This is a genomic window from Methylobacterium carpenticola (assembly GCF_042748905.1).
GTDB lineage: Bacteria > Pseudomonadota > Alphaproteobacteria > Rhizobiales > Beijerinckiaceae > Methylobacterium > Methylobacterium carpenticola.
In genome coordinates, this window is the sequence record NZ_JBHZEO010000001.1 from 1,517,691 (window position 1) to 1,535,976 (window position 18,286).

The window sequence follows — 18,286 nt, forward strand, 5'->3', positions numbered from 1 at the left end:
CCATGCGCCGGCTCACGCCGCCTTCACGTCGGCGAGGAAGCGCCCGATCTCGCGCGCGAGATCCTCGGACTGGCGCGACAGGTCCTGCGCCGCATGCAGCACCTGGCCGGCGGCCTCACCCGTGGTGCCGGCCCCGTCGCGCAGATCGACGATGTTGGCGGTCACGAGTTCGGTGCCGCGCGCGGCCTCCTGGACGTTGCGGGTGATCTCCTGCGTGGCGGCGCCCTGCTCCTCCATCGCCGCCGCGATGCCGGTCACGTGACGCGACATCTCACCGATCACCGCGCCGATCCGCTGGATGTCCTGCACCGCTTCGCGGGTCGCGGCCTGGATCTCGCCGATCTGCGCCGTGATCTCGTCGGTTGCCCGCGCGGTCTGGCCGGCGAGGTCCTTGACCTCCGCCGCCACCACGCCGAAGCCGCGGCCCGCGGCGCCCGCCCGGGCCGCCTCGATCGTGGCGTTGAGGGCGAGCAGGTTGGTCTGCGCGGCGATGTCGGCGATCGCCGCGACGACGCTGCTGATGCGCTCCGCCGTGCCTGCGAGACGCTGCACCGTCGCGTCCGTGCGGCGGGCGTCCTCCACCGCCTGCCCGGCGATGCGCGAGGATTGCGCCACCTGATGCACGATCTCCCGGATCGAGGCCGACATCTCCTCGCTCGCCGCGGCGACCGTCTGCACGTTGGCGGAGGTCTGCTGCGCGGCGCCCGCCACGGTCATCGACTGCCGGGCGCCCTGCTCGGCGGTCGCGGCCATCGAAGCGGCGGTGACCTGCATGGTCTCCGCGGAGCCGAACAGGGATCGGCTCAGGGTCGCCACCGTCGCGTCGAGCGAGCGGGTGAGGTGATCGAGGTGGCTGGCGCGGCGCAGCTTCGCCTCCGCCTCTGCCTCCTGCGTGGCCGCGATCTCGCGGGCCCGCAGCGCATTGTCCTTGAACACCTGCAACGAGCGGGCGAGCGAGCCGACCTCGTCGCGCCGTTCGGTGCCGGTCACCTCCACGCCCAGGTCCCCGGCGGCGAGACGGTTCATCGCCGCCGTCATCCCGGAGAGCGGCTGCGAGACGCCGCGGACCACCACCCAGGCGAGGAGACCGAAGGCGAGGGTGAGGCCGCCGACCGCGAGGCCGGTCAATGTCCGCGAGGCCGAGACGGCCAGCGCATCGGCCCGCTCCTCGGCCGCCGCGAGGTCGTGCAGATTCGCCTCGACCCGCTTGCCCGCGGCCTCGACCACCGCCTGCCGGGCCTCCCGCCCCGCGAAGCCCGAGATCTCGTAGGCCGCCACGGCCTCGCCCTTCAGGGCGAGTTCGACTGCCCGATCACCGTGCGCGAAGTAGGCGCTCAGCCGGCGCTTGACTTCCTCAAGGATCCCGCGCCGCTCGAGAGTATCGGCAAGCGCGATCAGCTGGTCGATGCGCTCGGCCGCGATGCGCTGCGCCCTGCGGTACTGCGCCTGGAAGACGCCGCGCGCATCGGCGCGTGTCTCGATGATGAGGTTCTTCTCCTGGATGGTCGCCTCGTTGAGCGCGCTCTCCATCTGCAGGGCGAGAGCGACCCCGGCCACCTGGATCTCCACCATCCGCTGCGTGCCGTGGCGTAGATCCTCCAGGCTCCCGCGCGCCTGCATCACCAACCCGACCGTGACCGCCAGTACCAGCATGATCGGGATCCCGATCTTACCGATCAGCGGCAAGTGATTCAGATACTTCATGACCCTCAAGCCCCATCGAACCCAATCGCGTTGCCTCCGGTTTTCCCGGATTATCTGGCGGTCCGAATGTCCGGTCGGGTCGTTAACAGTAATTGGACAACGGAATGAAATGACGTGACGGCAGGCGTGGAATTCTCGCGAGTCGGGTTCTCGGATGGCGATGGCAGGTGAGGCGTTGGTCGAGGTTGGCGCCACCGCGGCCGAGCCGCTATGAGGCGCCCGACACGAGGAGTCGCGATGATCGACGTCAGGGCAATGTGCGCCATCGGGCAGCGGGGCCAGCTCGGCCTCAACGGCCGTCTGCCATGGGAGGGCAACACCGATCCGCTCTACGTGGAGGACGTCACCCGCTTCTTCGCCGAGACGCAGGGCCATGTCCTGATCGCCGGCCCGAAGACCATCGAGGCAGTGCCGGACTTCGCCTACAAGGATCGCACCATCCACATCATCCGCTCGCACGAGGACCCGCGGGCGGTGCTCGCCCGCTATCCCGGCCGGCGGATCTTCGTGGGCGGGGGCATCGCGGTGTGGAACGTCTACGCGCCCTACATCCAGCAATGGGACATCACCCGCCTGCCCTATGACGGCGAGGCCGACCGCTGGTTCGATCCGGCTTGGCTCGTCGGCGGCAAGCTGCGAGGGTAGCCGCCGCCAGAGGGGGCGATTCGATGACCGACAACGCGGATCAGTTCAAGCGCAAGCCGCGCCGCAAATCCGAGCGCGGCCGCACGCTGACGGTGTCGGCGGAGCAGAAGGCGGCCTACGAGGCCCTGCTCCGCGAGAAGGAGCAGCGCGAGGCCTATACCAAGCACCTGCCCGCGGATCCGAAGCTGCGCTGAACCGGCCTCATACGGTTTCCGGATGATCGCTTCGCGATGCGGAAACCGGCCTCGCTCAGGCGCCGCGCGGGCTCGTGATACGGTTTCCGAAAGTGATCGTCCGGAAACCGTATCACTCGCCCTTGTCGAACGGGTTCTTCGAGGTGCGCAGCGACAGCCGGATCGGCACGCCCGGCAGGTCGAAGGCGTCGCGCAACCCGTTCACGAGGTAGCGCGTGTAGGATTTCGGCAGCGCGTTGAGCTGGTTGCCGAACAGCGCGAAATGCGGCGGGCGCGCCTTCACCTGCGTGGCGTAGCGGATCTTGATGCGCCGGCCCGACACGGCGGGCGGCGGGTTGGCCTGCACCGCCTCGGACAGCCACTGGTTGATGCGCGCCGTCGGCACCCGGCGGTTCCAGACCTCGAAGGTCCCGACCACCGCCTGCATCAGGCGGTCGATGCCGTCGCCTGCGAGGCCCGAGAGGGGCACCACGGCGGCGCCGCGCACCTGCGGCAGGAGCCGCGTCGCCTTCTCCTTCAGCTCCTTCAGCAGGCCCGGCTGGTCGGCGACGAGGTCCCACTTGTTGAGGCCGATCACGAGGGCGCGGCCCTCCTGCTCGACGAGATCGACGATGGTGAGGTCCTGCTTCTCGAACGGGATCGTCGCGTCGAGGAGCACCACCACCACCTCGGCGAAGCGCACCGCCCGCAGGCCGTCCGACACGGCGAGCTTCTCGAGCTTGTCGTCCACCCGGGCGCGGCGGCGCATCCCGGCGGTGTCGTGCAGCTTGATGCGCCGCCCGCGCCACTCCCAGTCGAGGGAGATTGAATCGCGGGTGATGCCGGCCTCCGGCCCGACGAGGAGGCGGTCCTCGCCGAGCATCCGGTTGATCAGGGTGGACTTGCCGGCATTGGGCCGGCCGACGATGGCGACCTTGAGCGGCTTGTCCGCGCCTTCCGCGTCGTCGTCCTCGTCCGGCTCGGGCAGCACCTCCGCCAGGGCGTCGAGGAGCTGGCCCATGCCCTCCCCGTGCTCGGCCGAGACCGGCACCGGATCGCCCAGGCCGAGCCCGAAGGCCTCGTAGGCGCCCGACAGGCCCGCTCCGCCCTCGGCCTTGTTGGCGAGCAGGATCACCGGCTTGTCCGAGCGCCGGACCAGCTCCGCGAAGGGCTGGTCGGCGGGAAGCAGGCCCGCGCGGGCGTCGATCACGAACAGCACCGCGTCCGCCTCGGCGATCGCCGCCTCGGTCTGCGCGCGCATGCGCCCGGCGAGGGATTCGGAATCCGCCTCCTCCAGGCCCGCCGTGTCGATGATGGTGAAGTGCAGGTGGCCGAGCCGCACCTCGCCCTCGCGCCGATCGCGCGTGACGCCGGGACGATCGTCCACCAGGGCGAGCTTGCGGCCGACGAGCCGGTTGAACAGCGTCGACTTGCCGACATTCGGACGCCCGACGATCGCGACGGTGGGCATCGGCATGGATGAGGATTCCTGATCGTGAAGGTCGGACGGGCGCCGGACGGAGCGCGCCGGACCCGATGATAACGCGAGAACCCCTCTCCCGTGCAGGGACAGGGGCCCGCGCGAAGAACGTTCGGCCTCAGCGCGTGACCTGCGGCGGCGGCGGTGCGGCCGGAGCCGCGGGAGCGGCGTCGCTCACCTGCACCGGGCCGCCCGCCACCAGGGCGATGTAGACCTCCAGGCGCTGGCGCAGGCCGGGCGGCGTCTCGCGGTCGCCGGCGATCTGATCGAACCAGCGGCCGGCCCCCTCGAGATCACCCTTGCGCAGGGCCGTCAGTCCCAGCATCTCGCGGGCCGTGTGCCGGAAGGCGTTCGTCGGCGTCGCGAGACCCTGGAGCGTGTTGAGTGCCTCCGGATCCTCCGCGTCCAGGCGCAGCAGCGCCCCACGCAGGCGGGCCACGTCCCGCAGGCCCTGTCCGATCGCGGTGTCCTGCGCGATCGCCGCGTAGGCCTTGGCGCCGGCCGCCGCATCGGTCTTGCCGGTCTCGGCCGCCGCTCGCAGGCGGGCGAGCACGCGGTAGCCGCCCGGCGCCTCCGCGGCCACCGCCTCGAAGCTCTTGACCGCCTCGGCGCCCTTGTCCTTGGCGCTGCGCACGGCCTCGTCGAAGCGCCGGCTCGCCGTCTCGGCCTGGACCTGCTGCTCGTGCTGCCAGAAGCGCCAGCCGCCGACGCCGAGCACCACGAGCACCGCGATTCCGATGAATACGCCGCTGTAGCGCTTCCAGACCTCGGCGGCCCGGTCTCGCCGGTATTCCTCGTTGACCTCGCGGATGAACTCGTCTTCTTTCATCTCGGACTCGCTCGCCGGAAACGTGCCGCGCGCGCCCGCGACAGGGCGGCCCGCGTAGCACAGACCTGCGGCGAAGGCGAGCGCGTCACGCCTGCCCCGGCCAGACCGGAACGCCGATCAGCCAGGGGTGCAGCACCCGGGCGAAGACCAGCCACGCCGCGACGCCGACGCCCACCGCGAGCGCGTCGTTGCGCCAGCCCGCCGGAGCGGCGGCCGGGCCGCTATGCGGCTTCGCCACGTCGCGCCTCTTGGCGCTGATGCGCGCCGCCACCGCCCAGGCGAGAAAGCCGCCGAACAGGAGGATCGAGCCGAGATCGCCGTTGGCGAGGAGATGCGCGCTCGCCCAGATCTTCACGCCCGCCAGCATCGGGTGCTTGAGCCGGCCCTTGATCCGCCCCGGCAGGTAGGCGGCGGCGAGGCAGATGAAGGCGAGGAGCGTGAGGAGCAGCGCGAGATGGCGCGTCCAGAGCGGCGGCGACCAGAGCTCGATCATGCCGTTCGCACGGTACTGGCCGTAGCCGAGGCCGATCACGACCAAGCCCGCCGCCGCGAGGAGCGAATAGCCGATCTTGTAGGGCCCCTCCCCGATCCGCGCGATCAGCCGCTCGCGCGGCCCGCGCAGCATGGTGAAGGCGTGGGTGCCGAGGAACAGCACGAGGCCGAGCACGAGGACCAGCATGGGGACGACCCGGGGGTTCGGGAGGAATCGGCGGTCCGCGCAAGCAAGCCGCAATCACTTGGTGAACAGGCTCGCGCGGAAAGTCCAGGTTCGCCCGATGCGTTCACTCCTCCTCGCACGCCTCCTCGCCGCTTGCCTGTGCGCCGCGACCCTGGCCGGAGCGCAGGCCGAACCCGGCCCGCCGCTCTCGGCCCTGACCCTGGTCGGAGCGCCGCGTGTGGTGTTCAAGGCGGGGCGCGACGCCTGCGACGGGCACGACGTGCCGGACGCGCCGGCCCGCGCCTTCCGGGACGCCACGGGCGCCCTCGCGATCTTCGGCATGCATTACCGCAACCGCGCCCTGCGCGGTCCGGACGCTGACAGCCTGACGCTCGATTGCCGGATCGTCCTCGATTCGGGGCTCGCAGCGGAACCGGAGCGCTACGACGACCGCACCTGGATCACCGCCACTTGGACCGAGGACGGCCGCACGGTCGTGGCCCTGCTCCACCACGAGTATCACGCCGAGGCGCATCCCGGGCGATGCCGCTCGGCCGAGATGATGGCCTGCTGGTACAATACGATCCTGGCTGCGCGCTCGCCGGATGGGGGGCTGAGCTTCCAGCGCGCGGTGCCGCCCGCCGTGGTCGCCGCCCCGCCCTTCCGCCAGGAGGCCGAGCAGGGCCGCCACCGGGGATTCTTCAATCCCTCGAACATCGTGCATGACGGGCGCCACTGGTACTTCCTCGCCTCCAACACCGGCTGGGCGGGGCAGCCCTTCGGGGTCTGCCTGTTCCGCTCGGACGACGTGCGCGATCCGGGCCGCTGGCGGGCTTGGGACGGGCGGGATTTCGCGGCGCGCTTCCCCGATCCCTACCGCAAGGGGGAGAAGCCGGCGGGCGCCTGCAAACCGGTCGCACCCTTTCCGGCCCCGGTCGGCTCGGTGAGCCGCCATCGCGGCACCGGCGCCTGGATCGCGGTGTTCCAGGCCGCGGCCGGCGGGGCTTTTCCGCGCTCGGGCTTCTACTGGACCACCTCCCGCGACCTCCTGACCTGGGACGCGCCGCGCCTGCTCCTCGCGGGCCCGACCCTGTACGACGATCCCTGCCAGGCGGGCGGCGACCTGATCAGCTATCCGTCGCTCATCGACCGGGAGGCGAAGGGCCGCAACTTCGACGACGTGGGCGACCGGGCGGACCTCTACTACGCCACGCTCGCAGTGAAGGGCTGCAAGGTCACCTCGGACCGTGACCTTCTGCGCCGGCCCGTGGCCATCGAGGTTTGGCCGTGAGGCAGAGCCCCGGCATCAGGCGATCAACCCACCTCTCCGCCTCGGAGAGCGCACCGCGCGCTCACTCCGCTCCCGGCAGGAGCAGACGCTCCGCCGTCTCCCGCGCCGCCCCGTCCACCGGGCGCGGCCGGCGGGTCGCGGCGTCGATGAGGACGCAGGTGGCCTCCGCCTCGCCGACGAGGCGCCCGTCGCCGACGATGCGGTTGCGGAACCCCAGCGAACTCCGCCCCAGCCGCCCGAGCCACGTCCCGGTGCGGACGCGCCCCGGGAAGTGCAGCTCCGCCCGGTAGTCGATGACGAACCGGGCGATCACGAGGACGCTGCCCGGCGGCAGCACCGGCGTGAGGTGCGCGGCGAAGAACTGCACCCGCCCGCTCTCGCAGAATCCGGCGAAGACCGCGTTGTTCACGTGGCCGTTCGCGTCGGTGTCGCGGTAGCGCAGGACGTCCTCGGTCCAGAGGATCCGCGGATCGTCGTCGGGCGGCCGCTCAGCCATGGCGCGGCGCGGCCGTGCCGCCGAGATGGAAGACGCGGTGCGGCACCAGCTCGCCGCGTTCCACATCGCCCACCGCCACCAGGATGCCGTTGCAGGTCGCGTAGGCCTTGCCGCCGAGGGGCGCATCGCGCCCGCGCAGGATCACCGGCTGGCCGCGCATCAGGCGCAAGGCCATGTCGCGCGAGACCGGCACGCAGGGCACCGCGTCGAGGGCCACCTCGACCGGGCGCAGCACGGCCGGGATCTCGACGCCCTCGGCGGCTTCCAGCGCCCCGATCGTGCAGGACTGGTCCTCGAAGAAGGGGCCGACGCGGGTGCGGCGCAGGGCCGAGACGTGGCCGAGGCAACCGAGGGCGCGGCCGAGATCGCGTGCGATCGCCCGCACGTAGGTGCCCTTGCCGCACTCGGCCTCGATGATGGTGCGCTCCTCGCTGTGGGCCACCACGGCGAGCCGGTCGATCTGCACCGGGCGGGCGACGAGTTCGACCACCTCGCCGTCGCGGGCGAGGTCGTAGGCGCGCTCGCCCTGGATCTTGATGGCGGAGTAGCGCGGGGGGACCTGCTCGATCGCGCCGACGAAGCGCGGCAGCACGGCCTCCACCTCCTCGCGCGTCGGACGCTTGTCGGAGGTCGCCACCGGGCGCCCTTCCGCATCGTCCGTGTCCGTCTCGGTGCCCCAGGTCACGGTGAAGACGTAGGCCTTGCGCCCGTCCATCACGAAGGGAACGGTCTTGGTCGCCTCGCCGAGCGCGATCGGCAGGATGCCCGACGCCAGCGGATCGAGCGTGCCCGCATGGCCGGCCTTCTTGGCGTTGAGCGCGCGCTTCACCGCCGCCACCGCGTGGGTCGAGGTCATGCCGACGCCCTTGTCGAGGATGACCCAGCCGCTGATCTCGCGGCGCTTGGGACGATCGCCCTGGGGGCGCCGGCCGCGCGGCGGCCGGCCCTCGCGCGGCGGTGCAGCCGGCATCGTCCCGGCGGCCTGGTCCTCGTGCATCATCGGTCCCTGTCCCCAATAGGAGATCGACGGCGCCGACGGATGCATCCGCCGGGCCGACTCTCGTTGTCAATCAATCGCTGCGGAAGCGCGTCGTTTCAGGCGACGCGATGCCTCATTCGTCCGACGCCCCGTCCGGGTGCTCGGAATCCCGCTCGGGATCGAGGTCCCGTTGCACCTTGTCGCTGCGCAGGAGCTGATCGATCCGCGCGGCTTCGTCGAAGGTCTCGTCGCGGCGGAAGCGCAGGTCGGGGGCGAACTTGAGATTCACCCGCCGCGCCACCTCCTGGCGGATGGTCTTGCGGTTGCGCTCCAGCGCCTCGATCACGGGCGTCTCGTCCTGGCCGCCGAGCGGCATGACGTAGGCCGTGGCGAGCTTGAGATCCGGCGACATACGGACCTCGGGCACGGTGATGACGTGCCGGCTCAGCACCGGGTCCTGAAGGTCGCCCCGGCTCAGCACCTCCGCGATGGCGTGGCGCACGAGTTCGGCCACGCGCTGCTGACGCTGCGAGGGGCCGGCGGTTTCGGTGGGTTTGCGCATGATCTTCACATCCGGGCTTGAACCGGCGCCGCACGGTGGGCGGCAGAGGGTGACGCCTCACGGGCCTTGAACCGACGAGCCCGGGACGACGGGCGTCCCGGGCTCGGCAGAAGTGGGGCCGCCCGGCGAGGCGGCCGAACGGCGTCAGGCGTGGACTCAGAGCGTCCGCCGCTCCTCGTGAACGATGTAGCACTCGATCACGTCCCGGACGCGCATGTCCTGGTAGTTCTCGAACGCCATACCGCATTCCTGGCCGGCGCTGACCTCGCGCGCATCGTCCTTGAAGCGCTTGAGCTGCGAGAGCTTGCCCTCGTGGACCACCACGTTGTCGCGGATGAGGCGAACGTGGGCGCCGCGCTCGACGCGGCCGTCCTCGACGCGGCAGCCCGCGATCTTGCCGACCTTCGAGACGTTGAAGATCTCGAGGATCCGGGCTTCGCCGAGACGCTCCTCGCGGAGCGTCGGCGGCAGCAGGCCCGACATCGCCGCCTTCACGTCATCCACGAGGTCGTAGATGATGTTGTAGTAGCGGATCTCGACGCCCGCCCGCTCGGCGGCCTCGCGGGCCTCCTTGTGGGCGCGGACGTTGAAGCCGATCACCACCGCCCCCGAGGCCTGGGCCAGGGTGACGTCCGACTCGGTGATGCCGCCCACGCCCGTGTGCAGGATGCGGGCCGCGACCTCGTCGTTGCCGAGCTTCTCCAGCGCGCCAGCGATGGCCTCGACCGAGCCCTGCACGTCACCCTTGACGACGAGCGGGAACTCCTTGCGGCCAGCGCCCTCCTTGAGGTCGCGCATCATGTCCATCAGCGAACGTCCGGCACCGGTGCCGGCCGCCGCCGCGCGCTCGCGCTTCACGCGGGCCCGGTACTCGGTGACCTCGCGGGCCCGGGCCTCGTTCTCGACCACCGCGACGCGGTCGCCCGCCTCCGGCGTGCCGTTGAAGCCCAGCACCTCGACCGGAACCGAGGGACCGGCCTCCTTGGTGTTGCGACCGGTATCGTCGATGAGGGCACGCACGCGGCCCCACTCGGCACCCGCCACCACGATGTCGCCGGTGTGCAGCGTGCCGCGCTCAACGAGCACCGTCGCCACCGGACCGCGGCCGCGATCGAGCTTGGCCTCGATCACCGTGCCTTCCGCGGAGCGATCCGGGTTGGCGCGGAGGTTGAGGATCTCGGCCTGAAGGGCGAGGCCCTCCAGCAGATCCTCGAGGCCCTGCTTGGTCTTGGCCGAGACCTCGAATTCGAGGGTCTCGCCGCCCATCGACTCCACCTGCACGTCGTACTGGAGGAGTTCGGTGCGCACCCGCTGCGGGTTGGCGTCGGGCTTGTCGACCTTGTTGATCGCCACGATCAGGGGCACCTCGGCCGCCTTGGCGTGGGAGATCGCCTCGATCGTCTGGGGCATGACGCCGTCATCGGCCGCCACCACCAGCACCACGATGTCCGTCACCTTGGCGCCGCGGGCGCGCATGGAGGTGAAGGCCGCGTGGCCGGGGGTGTCGATGAAGGTGATCTTGCCACCGGAGGGCGACGTGACCTGATAGGCACCGATGTGCTGCGTGATGCCGCCCGCCTCGCCGGAGACGACGTTGGCGTTGCGGATCGCGTCGAGCAGCGAGGTCTTGCCGTGGTCGACGTGGCCCATGATGGTCACGACCGGCGGACGCGGCTGGGTGTCCTCGTCGATGTCCGGCTCGTCGAACAGGCCTTCCTCGACGTCCGACTCCGCCACGCGGCGCACCGTGTGGCCGAGTTCCTCGGCGATGAGCTGGGCCGTGTCCGAGTCGATCACGTCGGTGATCTTGTGGATCTGGCCCTGCTTCATGAGCAGGCGGATCACGTCCACCGCGCGCTCGCTCATGCGGTTGGCGAGTTCCTGGATGGTGATCGTCTCAGGAATGACCACGTCGCGCGACAGCTTCTCCTTCTGCTCCATCTGACGATGGCCGGTGAGGCGCTGCGTCCGGCGGCGGAACGAGGCGAGCGAGCGGGTCCGCTCGTCCTCGCCGGACGTCGCGGTCGCGATGGTGAGACGGCCGCGGTTGCTGCGGTCGGCACCCGGCGACTTCGGCGTCTTCGGCGGGGTGATGATCTTGAGCGGCATGCCGGGCCGCCGGATCACCCGCTTGGTGTCCGCCTCGTCATCCGCCGCAGCCGGAGCCGCGGCCGGACGGCCGGTGGTCGAGCGCGCGGTCGTGGCGCCGGGCGCGGGCTGCGCGCTGGCGGCCGGCTTCGGCTCGGGCTTGGGCTCCGGCGGCTTGGGAGCCGGGCGGGCCATGAAGTTGAGGTCGCGGGGCTTGCGCGCGTCGGCCGTGATGACGCGGCGCGGCTCGGCGGGCGCCGTCGGGCGCTGCACCGGACCGGCCGGACGGGCCGGCGAGCCGGCCGGTCGAGCGGCCGTTGCAGCCGGGCGGGCCGCCGCGGGCGTAGCCGGACGGGCTGCGGCGGGAGCGGCCGGACGGGCCGCCGCCGCCGGAGCAGCGGGGGCCGCGGGCTGGGCCGGAGCCGGAGCCGGCGCCGGGGCGGCGGCCGGAGCGGCAGCGGCCGAGGCGGCACGCGCCGCCTCCTCGTTCATGCGGCGCTCGGCCTCCTCGGCGGCCCGGCGCTTGCGGGCATCCTCCTGGCGGCGGCGCTCCTCCTCCTCGCGCTTGCGCGCTTCGGCGGCCTCCTTCTCGCGGGCCTCGGCGGCCTCGCGCTCGACGCGGCGGCGGGCCTCATCGGCGGCGCGGCGACGCTCATCCTCCTCGCGGCGGCGGGCATCCGCCAAGGCGGCGAGGCGTGCGTTCTGCTCCTGATCGCTCAGGGTGCGCAGCACCACGCCCGACCGCGCCGGGCGCGATTCGGCACGGCTCGGCGAGGCGCCCGCGGCAGGCCGGCTCTGCGCCGGGGCGGGTGCCGTCTCCTTCGGGGAAGCCGGCGCCTGTGGAGCACCGACGACGCGACGCTTCACCGTCTCGACCACGACCGACTTCGAGCGGCCATGGGAGAAGCTCTGGCGTACGATGCCCTGCTCCACCGGACGCTTCACGGAGAGCGTCTTGGCAGAGCCGGCATGCAGCGTCTTGTCGCCCGGATTTTTCGTCTCACTCATTCAGTTCAGATCCTGGGGGTTCTCATCATCCCGGGATCCGGCCTCCCGGAGGCCGCCTCCCACCTGCATCCCGGGAGCGGGCCCGCGCTCGGGCCGATCCCATTTCGTCAATCACCGGCCGTCCGGGGACCGGTCATGACCTACGTTCCATCATCCTGAACGTCGTCCGGGAGGGTCGTGTCGGCGTCGCCATGCGGCGCCAGTCCGACATCCCCGGTTTCGGCCCCTGCACCGCGAAATGTGCGGAGCCGACGCCAACGCGCGAGCAAGCCGGTCGTGCCGGCTCCCGCGACGAGGGCAGCGTGTATCACATGATCCCGGCCCAAGGCCATGTCCAATTCTTCACTGGACAGGTCGTCCACCACCGGAATGCGCGATATGGCATCCCCATGCCGCCGGCGCAATGCCTGGGCGAGCTTGCGGCGCCCGTCGGGGCTCGCGTCGCTGGCATGCACGATGGCGGCGACTCCCCCTGCGCTCGCGATGGCGCTCTCGACCTTCGTGAACCCGGTGATGACGCACCCCGCCTTGTTGGCCAGGGAGAACGCCTGCCGGAGATCCTGCCGCAGGCCGGTCTCGATCACATCCGCGAGATCGGCCGGGACCTCGGCCGTCTTGCTCTTGAAAGCACGCTGGAACAGCCGCTTGCGCGATGCTTCCGCGACGGCCGCGCGGGTCGCCGTCACCCAGGCGCCGCGTCCGGGCAGGCGGGCCTTGAGGTCGGGCACCACGGTGCCGTCCGGCGTCAGCGCGAAGCGGATCAGGCCGGAGGGATTCTGCGCCTGGCGCGTCACGAGGCAGGTCCGCTCCGCATTCGCGCGACCGCGCCCGATCCCGGCATCGAGGATGTCGGGGGGCAGTTCGTCGGTCTCGGAAACGGGGTCCTGCATCGGGCGCATGGGCTCCGGCGAGAGGAAGGGCAGAGGACGGAGGCAGGGCCGCTCTCGCCAAGCGGTCCTGCGGGCTCACCCGTCGTCCGGGTCACCGTTCAGGAGCGGGTCGCGATTTCCCCTCCCCCGAGGGAGGAGGGGATCCCGCCCCTGAGACGTCGAATCGTTCGTCCGCTCGGATCAGGTCGGCTGACCCTCGGTCTCTTCCCGGGCCTGTTCGCCCTCCGCCCGCTCGCCTTCCCCAGGCTCACCGTCCGCCAATTCGCCGTCCTGGTCGTCCTCGGCCGGCTCCTCGGGCTCCGGCGCCGCCTCGATCCAGCCGGCATGAACGCGGGCGGCGACGATCATCGCCTCCGCCTCGGCGCGGGAGAGATCGAACCCGTCGAGATAGCCCGCATGGCGCACGGCCTCGGCGCCGCGGCCCTCGGTGTAGCCGACGAGATCGTCCGTGGCGCAGCCGGCGAGGTCCTCGATGGTCCGCACCTCGTTCTCGCCGAGGGCCACCAGCATCGGGGTCGTGATGCCGTCGATCTCGCGCAGCTCGTCCTCGACGCCGAGTTCCTTGCGGCGGGCGTCGTTCTCGGCCTCGATGCGGGCGAGGTACTCGCGGGCGCGCTCCTGGATCTCGGCCCCGGTCTCCTCGTCGAGGCCCTGGATGTTGGCGATGTCGCCGGTCTCGACGTAGGCGATTTCCTCGACCGAGCGGAAGCCCTCGGCGGCCAGGAGCTGGCCCACGGTCTCGTCGACGTCGAGCGCCTCCATGAAGGCGTTGGTGCGCTCCACGAATTCCTTCTGGCGGCGCTCCGATTCCTCGGCCTCGGTGAGGATGTCGATGTCCCAGCCGGTGAGCTGCGAGGCGAGGCGCACGTTCTGGCCGCGGCGGCCGATCGCCAGCGAGAGCTGGTCGTCGGGCACCACCACCTCGATGCGGTCGGCCTCCTCGTCGAGCACGACCTTGACCACCTCGGCGGGCTGCAGGGCGTTGACGATGAAGGTGGCCTGGTCCTGCGACCACGGGATGATGTCGATCTTCTCGCCCTGGAGCTCGCCGACCACCGCCTGGACGCGCGAGCCCCGCATGCCGACGCAGGCGCCGACCGGATCGATGGACGAATCGCGGGAGATCACCGCGATCTTGGCGCGCGAGCCCGGATCGCGGGCCACCGCCTTCACCTCGACGATGCCGTCGTAGATCTCCGGCACCTCCTGGGCGAAGAGCTTCGCCATGAATTGCGGGTGCGAGCGGCTGAGGAAGATCTGCGGTCCGCGCACCTCGCGGCGGACGTCGAACAGGTAGGCGCGGATGCGGTCGCCCGGCCGGAAGGTCTCGCGCGGGATGCTCTCGTCGCGGCGCACGATGCCCTCGCCGCGGCCGAGATCCACGATGACGTTGCCGTATTCGACGCGCTTGACGAGGCCGTTCACGATCTCGCCGATGCGGTCCTTGTACTCCTCGTACTGGCGGTCGCGCTCGGCGTCGCGGACCTTCTGCACGATGACCTGCTTGGCCGACTGGGCGGCGACGCGGCCGAAATCGAAAGGCGGCAGGGTGTCGGCGATCACGTCGCCGACCTGGGCCGCCGGGTTGTGGCGGCGCGCCGTGTCGAGGTCGATCTCGCGGGCGTCGTTCTCCACCTGATCGACCACCAGCAGATGGCGGGAGAGCCGCAGCGCGCCGGTGCGGGGATCGATCTCGGCGTGAACGTCGGTCTCGGCGCCGTAGCGCGAGCGCGCGGCCTTGGCGATGGCCTCCTCCATCGCGCCGATGACGATGGAGCGGTCGATGACCTTCTCGCGGGCGACGGCGTCGGCGATCTGCAGGAGTTCGAGCCGGTTGGCGCTGACGACGGCCATGGGGTCTGATCCTTCCCTGAACGGAGGCGCGCCTCGCGGCGCGGAACGGTGGTGTTTGATTCCAGCATCATGCGCCGAAGGGATCACCGGTTCGGCGGCGAAATGATGCGAAACCAGAGGCTTGAGCAGAATTGCTCGGTGCGATCCTGCTCAGGGGGACGTGGCCGCGTCGTCGGCCGCGTCCCCGTCATCCTCGGCGGGCGCGGAGCCGCGGCGGAGCGATTCGCGGATGAGCTCGTCGGTCAGCACGAGATGCGCCTCGCCGATGTCGCGCAGCGACAGGGCGTAGGAGGACGGCGTGCCCTCCTTGGCGTCGGGCAGGTCGATGCGGACCGTGTCGCCCTCCGGGGCCCGGATGATGCCGCGGAAGCGCTTGCGGCCCTCCAGCGGCACCGCGAGCTCGACCTTGGCCTCGTGCCCCGCCCAGCGGGCGAAGTCGCCGGCACGCACGAGCGGCCGGTCGATGCCCGGCGAGGAGATCTCCAGGTGGTAGGCCCGGCCGATCGGGTCGTCCACGTCGAGGAGCGGCGAGATCGTGCGGCTCACCGCCTCGCAATCCTCCACCGTCATGGTGCCGTCCGGGCGCTCGGCCATGATCTGGACCGTGCAGCCGTTCTGGCCGGAGACGCGCGCCCGCACGAGGCGGAAGCCGAGCCCTTCGAGGGAGGGCTCGACGATCTGCGCCACGCGCGCGGCGACGCCGGTCTCGGTGATGAGCCGCTTCTCGACCGCGTCGGCCGGAGGATGATGGGGAACGTCGCTCATGAATGCTTCAGGGCCAAGGCGTCCCGATGGGACGGGGCTGGCGTTCGGCTCGCTCTTCCAGGCTCGCGGCAATAAAAAAGAGCGGGCCCCGGGGGACCCACTCCCGCACCGCAGCCTAGTGACCGCGAACAGAACTGTTGGCGAACAGATAGTCCCGCGGGGCACGGAATGCAAGGTCTTGTGCGGGGCGCGCGGAGCGGCGGCGCCCCGTCCGAATCACACCGACAGCCAGCGCCGGACCTGCGCTTCCACCATCGTCGCCTTCGCGCCGGCCTCGACCACCTGCCCCCGGTCCATCACCGCGTAGGTATCGCAGAGGTCGCGCGCCCACTCGAAATACTGCTCGACCAGCACGATCGCCATCTCGCCCTTCGCGCGCAGGTAGTCGATGGCCCGCCCGATATCCTTGATGATCGAGGGCTGGATGCCCTCGGTCGGCTCGTCGAGCACGAGGAGCCGCGGGCGGGTGACGAGCGCGCGCCCGATGGCGAGCTGCTGCTGCTGGCCGCCCGAGAGGTCGCCTCCGCGCCGGCCCAGCATGTCCTTGAGCACGGGAAACAGGTCGTAGATCTCGGCCTGGACGTAGCGGTCGCGGCGCTTGAGCGGCGCGAAGCCGGTCTCCAGGTTCTCCTTCACGGTGAGGAGCGGGAAGATCTCGCGGCCCTGCGGCACGAAGGCGACGCCGCGGCGCGCCCGGTCGTAGGGGGCGAGCCGGCTGATGTCCTGCCCGTCGAGCCGGATGGCGCCCTTCGAGACCGGTTGCTGTCCGGTGATGGCGCGCATCAGCGAGGTCTTGCCGACCCCGTTGCGGCCGAGCACCGCCGTCACCTTGCCCGTCTTGGCCTGGAGGGAGACGCCGCGCAGGGCCTGCGCCGCGCCGTAATGGAGGTCGATCGCCTCGACGTTGAGCATCGCGCGCAGGTCCCTTCAGCGGCCGAGATAGACCTCGACCACCCGCGGGTCGGCCGAGACGGAATCGATCGAACCCTCGGCCAGCACCGCGCCCTCGTGCAGGCAGGTGACGCGACACTGGAGGGCGCGCACGAAGTGCATGTCGTGCTCCACGACGATGACCGCGTGGTCGCGGGCGATGCGGCGCAGGAGCGTCGCGGTCGCCTCGGTCTCGGCATCGGTCATGCCGGCCACCGGCTCGTCGACGAGCAGCAGCTTCGGGTCCTGCGCGAGCAGCATGCCGATCTCCAGCCACTGCTTCTGGCCATGCGAGAGGTCGGCGGCGGGCCGCGCCCGGTGCGCGAGGAGCCCGGTGGTGGCGAGGATCGCGTCGATGCGCTGCGCCTCCACCCGGTTGCGCCAGCCGAACAGCGAGGCGGTGGCACCGCGCGCCCCCTTCAGCGCCAGCAGGATGTTGTCGGCCACGGTGTGGCTCTCGAACACGGTCGGCTTCTGGAACTTCCGGCCGATGCCGAGTTCGGCGATGTCGGCCTCGTCCATGCGGGTGAGGTCGTGCACGCCGTCGAACATGACGGTGCCGGTATCCGGCCGCGTCTTGCCGGTGATGCAATCCATCATCGTGGTCTTGCCGGCGCCGTTCGGGCCGATGATGGCGCGCATCTCGCCGGGCATCAGCGTCAGCGAGAGGCCGCGCAGGGCCCGGTAGCCGTCGAACGTCACCTTGATATCGTCGACGTAGAGGAGCGCGTTGGTGAGACGGCGGTCCGGCGCTGCCGCGGGCTCGTGGGCGATGGCGGCGCTCATGACCCGCGTCCTTCCTCGGCGAGGGCGGGCGCGATCTCGCCCGGCGCCGGTCCGGGCAGGGACGCCTGCGTGCGGCGGCTGCCGAAGCGCTCGGCGAGCGTTCCGACGATGCCGCGCGGCAGGAACAGGGTGACGACGACGAAGAGCGCGCCGAGCATGAACAGCCACGCGTCGGGCATCGCGCCGGTGAGCAGGGTCTTGGCGTAGTTGACGAGGATGCCGCCCAGCGCCGCCCCGACCAGGGTGCCCCGCCCGCCGACCGCGACCCAGATCACCGCCTCGATGGAATTGGCGGGGGTGAACTCGGACGGGTTGATGATGCCGACCTGCGGCACGTAGAGGGCGCCGGCCACCCCCGCCATCATGGCCGAGACCGTGAAGGCCAGCACCTTGAAGTGGGCGGTGCGGTAGCCGAGGAAGCGGGTGCGCGATTCCGCGTCGCGGATCGCGATCAGCACCTTGCCGAAGGCCGAGATCGTCATGAAGCGGGCGATCAGGTAGGCGAGCGCCAGCGCCGCGGCGGTGAGGACGTAGAGCGTCACCCGGGTGCCCTGTGCCTGCACGTTGAAGCCGAGGATGTCCTTGAAGTCCGTGAGCCCGTTGTTGCCCCCGAGCCCCATGTCGTTGCGGAAGAAGGCGAGCATCAGCGCGAAGGTCATCGCCTGGGTGATGATCGACAGGTAGACGCCGGTCACCCGCGAGCGGAAGGCGAGCCAGCCGAACACGAAGGCAAGGAGCCCCGGCACGGCCAGCACCATCACGGCCGCGAAGGGAAACCAGTCGAAGCCGTGCCAGTACCAGGGCAGTTCCTTGTAGTTCAGGAACACCATGAAGTCGGGCAGGATCGGATGGCCGTAGACGCCGCGCGGGCCGATCTGGCGCATCAGGTACATGCCCATCGCGTAGCCGCCGAGGGCGAAGAAGGCGCCGTGGCCGAGCGAGAGGATGCCGCAATAGCCCCAGACGAGATCGAGGCTGAGCGCCAGGATCGCGTAGCAGAGATACTTGCCCATCAGCGAGACCGCGTAGGTCGGCACGTGGAGGGCCGAGCCCGGCGCGGTCACGAGGTTGAGGACCGGCACCGCCACCGCGAAGGCGGCGAGCACCGTGAGGAAGATCCAGCCCTTGCGGTCGATGAGGCGGGTCAT

At 71.1% G+C, this 18,286-nt stretch carries 17 protein-coding genes; 3 read left to right on the top strand and 14 right to left on the bottom strand.

Annotated elements, in window-relative coordinates:
- Nucleotides 1-12: 12 nt before the first annotated feature.
- Nucleotides 13-1,704 (bottom strand): methyl-accepting chemotaxis protein, encoded by a 1,692-nt coding sequence (locus ACE101_RS07300; RefSeq protein WP_379127322.1) that lies wholly within the window; start codon nucleotides 1,702-1,704, stop codon nucleotides 13-15.
- Nucleotides 1,705-1,941: 237 nt separating this feature from the next.
- Between ACE101_RS07300 and ACE101_RS07305 the strand changes: the two genes are divergently transcribed.
- The gene (locus ACE101_RS07305) at nucleotides 1,942-2,349 is read left to right on the top strand and encodes a dihydrofolate reductase family protein (protein WP_379127325.1); all 408 of its coding nucleotides are present in this window, start codon (nucleotides 1,942-1,944) and stop codon (nucleotides 2,347-2,349) included.
- Nucleotides 2,350-2,372: 23 nt separating this feature from the next.
- Nucleotides 2,373-2,543, top strand: coding sequence for a hypothetical protein (locus ACE101_RS07310; RefSeq protein ID WP_379127328.1), 171 nt, complete (start codon nucleotides 2,373-2,375; stop codon nucleotides 2,541-2,543).
- Nucleotides 2,544-2,655: 112 nt separating this feature from the next.
- Here the strand turns inward: ACE101_RS07310 and der are convergent, their stop codons facing one another.
- The 3 genes from der to ACE101_RS07325 all read right to left on the bottom strand — a co-directional run bounded on the left by der (nucleotide 2,656) and on the right by ACE101_RS07325 (nucleotide 5,510).
- The gene (gene der, locus ACE101_RS07315; protein WP_379127330.1) at nucleotides 2,656-3,999 is read right to left on the bottom strand and encodes a ribosome biogenesis GTPase Der; all 1,344 of its coding nucleotides are present in this window, start codon (nucleotides 3,997-3,999) and stop codon (nucleotides 2,656-2,658) included.
- Between the two features lie 121 nt (nucleotides 4,000-4,120).
- Nucleotides 4,121-4,831 carry a tetratricopeptide repeat protein gene (locus tag ACE101_RS07320; RefSeq protein ID WP_379127333.1) on the bottom strand — a complete coding sequence of 237 codons (711 nt, stop codon included), beginning with the start codon at nucleotides 4,829-4,831 and terminating at the stop codon, nucleotides 4,121-4,123.
- Nucleotides 4,832-4,916: 85 nt separating this feature from the next.
- Nucleotides 4,917-5,510 (bottom strand): NnrU family protein, encoded by a 594-nt coding sequence (locus tag ACE101_RS07325; RefSeq protein ID WP_379127336.1) that lies wholly within the window; start codon nucleotides 5,508-5,510, stop codon nucleotides 4,917-4,919.
- Between the two features lie 97 nt (nucleotides 5,511-5,607).
- On the opposite strand from ACE101_RS07325, the gene ACE101_RS07330 reads away from it, so the two are divergent.
- Nucleotides 5,608-6,780, top strand: coding sequence for a hypothetical protein (locus tag ACE101_RS07330; protein ID WP_379127339.1), 1,173 nt, complete (start codon nucleotides 5,608-5,610; stop codon nucleotides 6,778-6,780).
- Between the two features lie 61 nt (nucleotides 6,781-6,841).
- On the opposite strand, the gene ACE101_RS07335 is transcribed toward ACE101_RS07330, so the two are convergent.
- From ACE101_RS07335 to urtC, 10 genes are all read right to left on the bottom strand, one after another.
- Nucleotides 6,842-7,276 carry an acyl-CoA thioesterase gene (locus tag ACE101_RS07335; RefSeq protein WP_379127342.1) on the bottom strand — a complete coding sequence of 145 codons (435 nt, stop codon included), beginning with the start codon at nucleotides 7,274-7,276 and terminating at the stop codon, nucleotides 6,842-6,844.
- On the bottom strand, nucleotides 7,269-8,276 hold the full coding sequence (truB, locus tag ACE101_RS07340) for a tRNA pseudouridine(55) synthase TruB (RefSeq protein ID WP_379127344.1): 1,008 nt from the start codon (nucleotides 8,274-8,276) through the stop codon (nucleotides 7,269-7,271). The genes ACE101_RS07335 and truB overlap by 8 nt, the downstream gene beginning before the upstream one ends.
- A gap of 112 nt (nucleotides 8,277-8,388) precedes the next feature.
- A complete protein-coding gene (gene rbfA / locus ACE101_RS07345; protein WP_379127347.1) occupies nucleotides 8,389-8,817 on the bottom strand; it encodes a 30S ribosome-binding factor RbfA in 429 nt (142 codons plus the stop codon).
- Between the two features lie 156 nt (nucleotides 8,818-8,973).
- The gene (infB, locus tag ACE101_RS07350; protein WP_379127350.1) at nucleotides 8,974-11,913 is read right to left on the bottom strand and encodes a translation initiation factor IF-2; all 2,940 of its coding nucleotides are present in this window, start codon (nucleotides 11,911-11,913) and stop codon (nucleotides 8,974-8,976) included.
- A gap of 140 nt (nucleotides 11,914-12,053) precedes the next feature.
- Entirely contained in the window at nucleotides 12,054-12,803 is a 750-nt protein-coding gene (locus ACE101_RS07355; protein ID WP_379127353.1) for an RNA-binding protein, read from the bottom strand.
- Between the two features lie 180 nt (nucleotides 12,804-12,983).
- Complete coding sequence (gene nusA, locus ACE101_RS07360; protein WP_379127355.1) at nucleotides 12,984-14,657, bottom strand: transcription termination factor NusA; 1,674 nt, start codon at nucleotides 14,655-14,657, stop codon at nucleotides 12,984-12,986.
- Nucleotides 14,658-14,807: 150 nt separating this feature from the next.
- The gene (gene rimP, locus ACE101_RS07365; RefSeq protein WP_379127358.1) at nucleotides 14,808-15,422 is read right to left on the bottom strand and encodes a ribosome maturation factor RimP; all 615 of its coding nucleotides are present in this window, start codon (nucleotides 15,420-15,422) and stop codon (nucleotides 14,808-14,810) included.
- A 216-nt stretch (nucleotides 15,423-15,638) separates the two neighbouring features.
- On the bottom strand, nucleotides 15,639-16,334 hold the full coding sequence (urtE, locus tag ACE101_RS07370) for an urea ABC transporter ATP-binding subunit UrtE (protein ID WP_379127361.1): 696 nt from the start codon (nucleotides 16,332-16,334) through the stop codon (nucleotides 15,639-15,641).
- A gap of 15 nt (nucleotides 16,335-16,349) precedes the next feature.
- Nucleotides 16,350-17,138: an urea ABC transporter ATP-binding protein UrtD gene (urtD, locus tag ACE101_RS07375; RefSeq protein ID WP_379127363.1), complete on the bottom strand. Its 789-nt coding sequence runs from the start codon at nucleotides 17,136-17,138 to the stop codon at nucleotides 16,350-16,352.
- Nucleotides 17,135-18,286 carry an urea ABC transporter permease subunit UrtC gene (gene urtC, locus ACE101_RS07380; protein ID WP_379127365.1) on the bottom strand — a complete coding sequence of 384 codons (1,152 nt, stop codon included), beginning with the start codon at nucleotides 18,284-18,286 and terminating at the stop codon, nucleotides 17,135-17,137. The genes urtD and urtC overlap by 4 nt, the downstream gene beginning before the upstream one ends.

Coding starts and splice junctions, on each gene's coding strand:
- ACE101_RS07300 (WP_379127322.1), bottom strand. CDS start 1,704: ATGAAGTATCTGAATCACTTGCCGCTGATCGGTAAGATCGGGATCCCG.
- ACE101_RS07305 (WP_379127325.1), top strand. CDS start 1,942: ATGATCGACGTCAGGGCAATGTGCGCCATCGGGCAGCGGGGCCAGCTC.
- ACE101_RS07310 (WP_379127328.1), top strand. CDS start 2,373: ATGACCGACAACGCGGATCAGTTCAAGCGCAAGCCGCGCCGCAAATCC.
- der (WP_379127330.1), bottom strand. CDS start 3,999: ATGCCGATGCCCACCGTCGCGATCGTCGGGCGTCCGAATGTCGGCAAG.
- ACE101_RS07320 (WP_379127333.1), bottom strand. CDS start 4,831: ATGAAAGAAGACGAGTTCATCCGCGAGGTCAACGAGGAATACCGGCGA.
- ACE101_RS07325 (WP_379127336.1), bottom strand. CDS start 5,510: ATGCTGGTCCTCGTGCTCGGCCTCGTGCTGTTCCTCGGCACCCACGCC.
- ACE101_RS07330 (WP_379127339.1), top strand. CDS start 5,608: ATGCGTTCACTCCTCCTCGCACGCCTCCTCGCCGCTTGCCTGTGCGCC.
- ACE101_RS07335 (WP_379127342.1), bottom strand. CDS start 7,276: ATGGCTGAGCGGCCGCCCGACGACGATCCGCGGATCCTCTGGACCGAG.
- truB (WP_379127344.1), bottom strand. CDS start 8,276: ATGATGCACGAGGACCAGGCCGCCGGGACGATGCCGGCTGCACCGCCG.
- rbfA (WP_379127347.1), bottom strand. CDS start 8,817: ATGCGCAAACCCACCGAAACCGCCGGCCCCTCGCAGCGTCAGCAGCGC.
- infB (WP_379127350.1), bottom strand. CDS start 11,913: ATGAGTGAGACGAAAAATCCGGGCGACAAGACGCTGCATGCCGGCTCT.
- ACE101_RS07355 (WP_379127353.1), bottom strand. CDS start 12,803: ATGCAGGACCCCGTTTCCGAGACCGACGAACTGCCCCCCGACATCCTC.
- nusA (WP_379127355.1), bottom strand. CDS start 14,657: ATGGCCGTCGTCAGCGCCAACCGGCTCGAACTCCTGCAGATCGCCGAC.
- rimP (WP_379127358.1), bottom strand. CDS start 15,422: ATGAGCGACGTTCCCCATCATCCTCCGGCCGACGCGGTCGAGAAGCGG.
- urtE (WP_379127361.1), bottom strand. CDS start 16,334: ATGCTCAACGTCGAGGCGATCGACCTCCATTACGGCGCGGCGCAGGCC.
- urtD (WP_379127363.1), bottom strand. CDS start 17,138: ATGAGCGCCGCCATCGCCCACGAGCCCGCGGCAGCGCCGGACCGCCGT.
- urtC (WP_379127365.1), bottom strand. CDS start 18,286: ATGACCCGCCTCATCGACCGCAAGGGCTGGATCTTCCTCACGGTGCTC.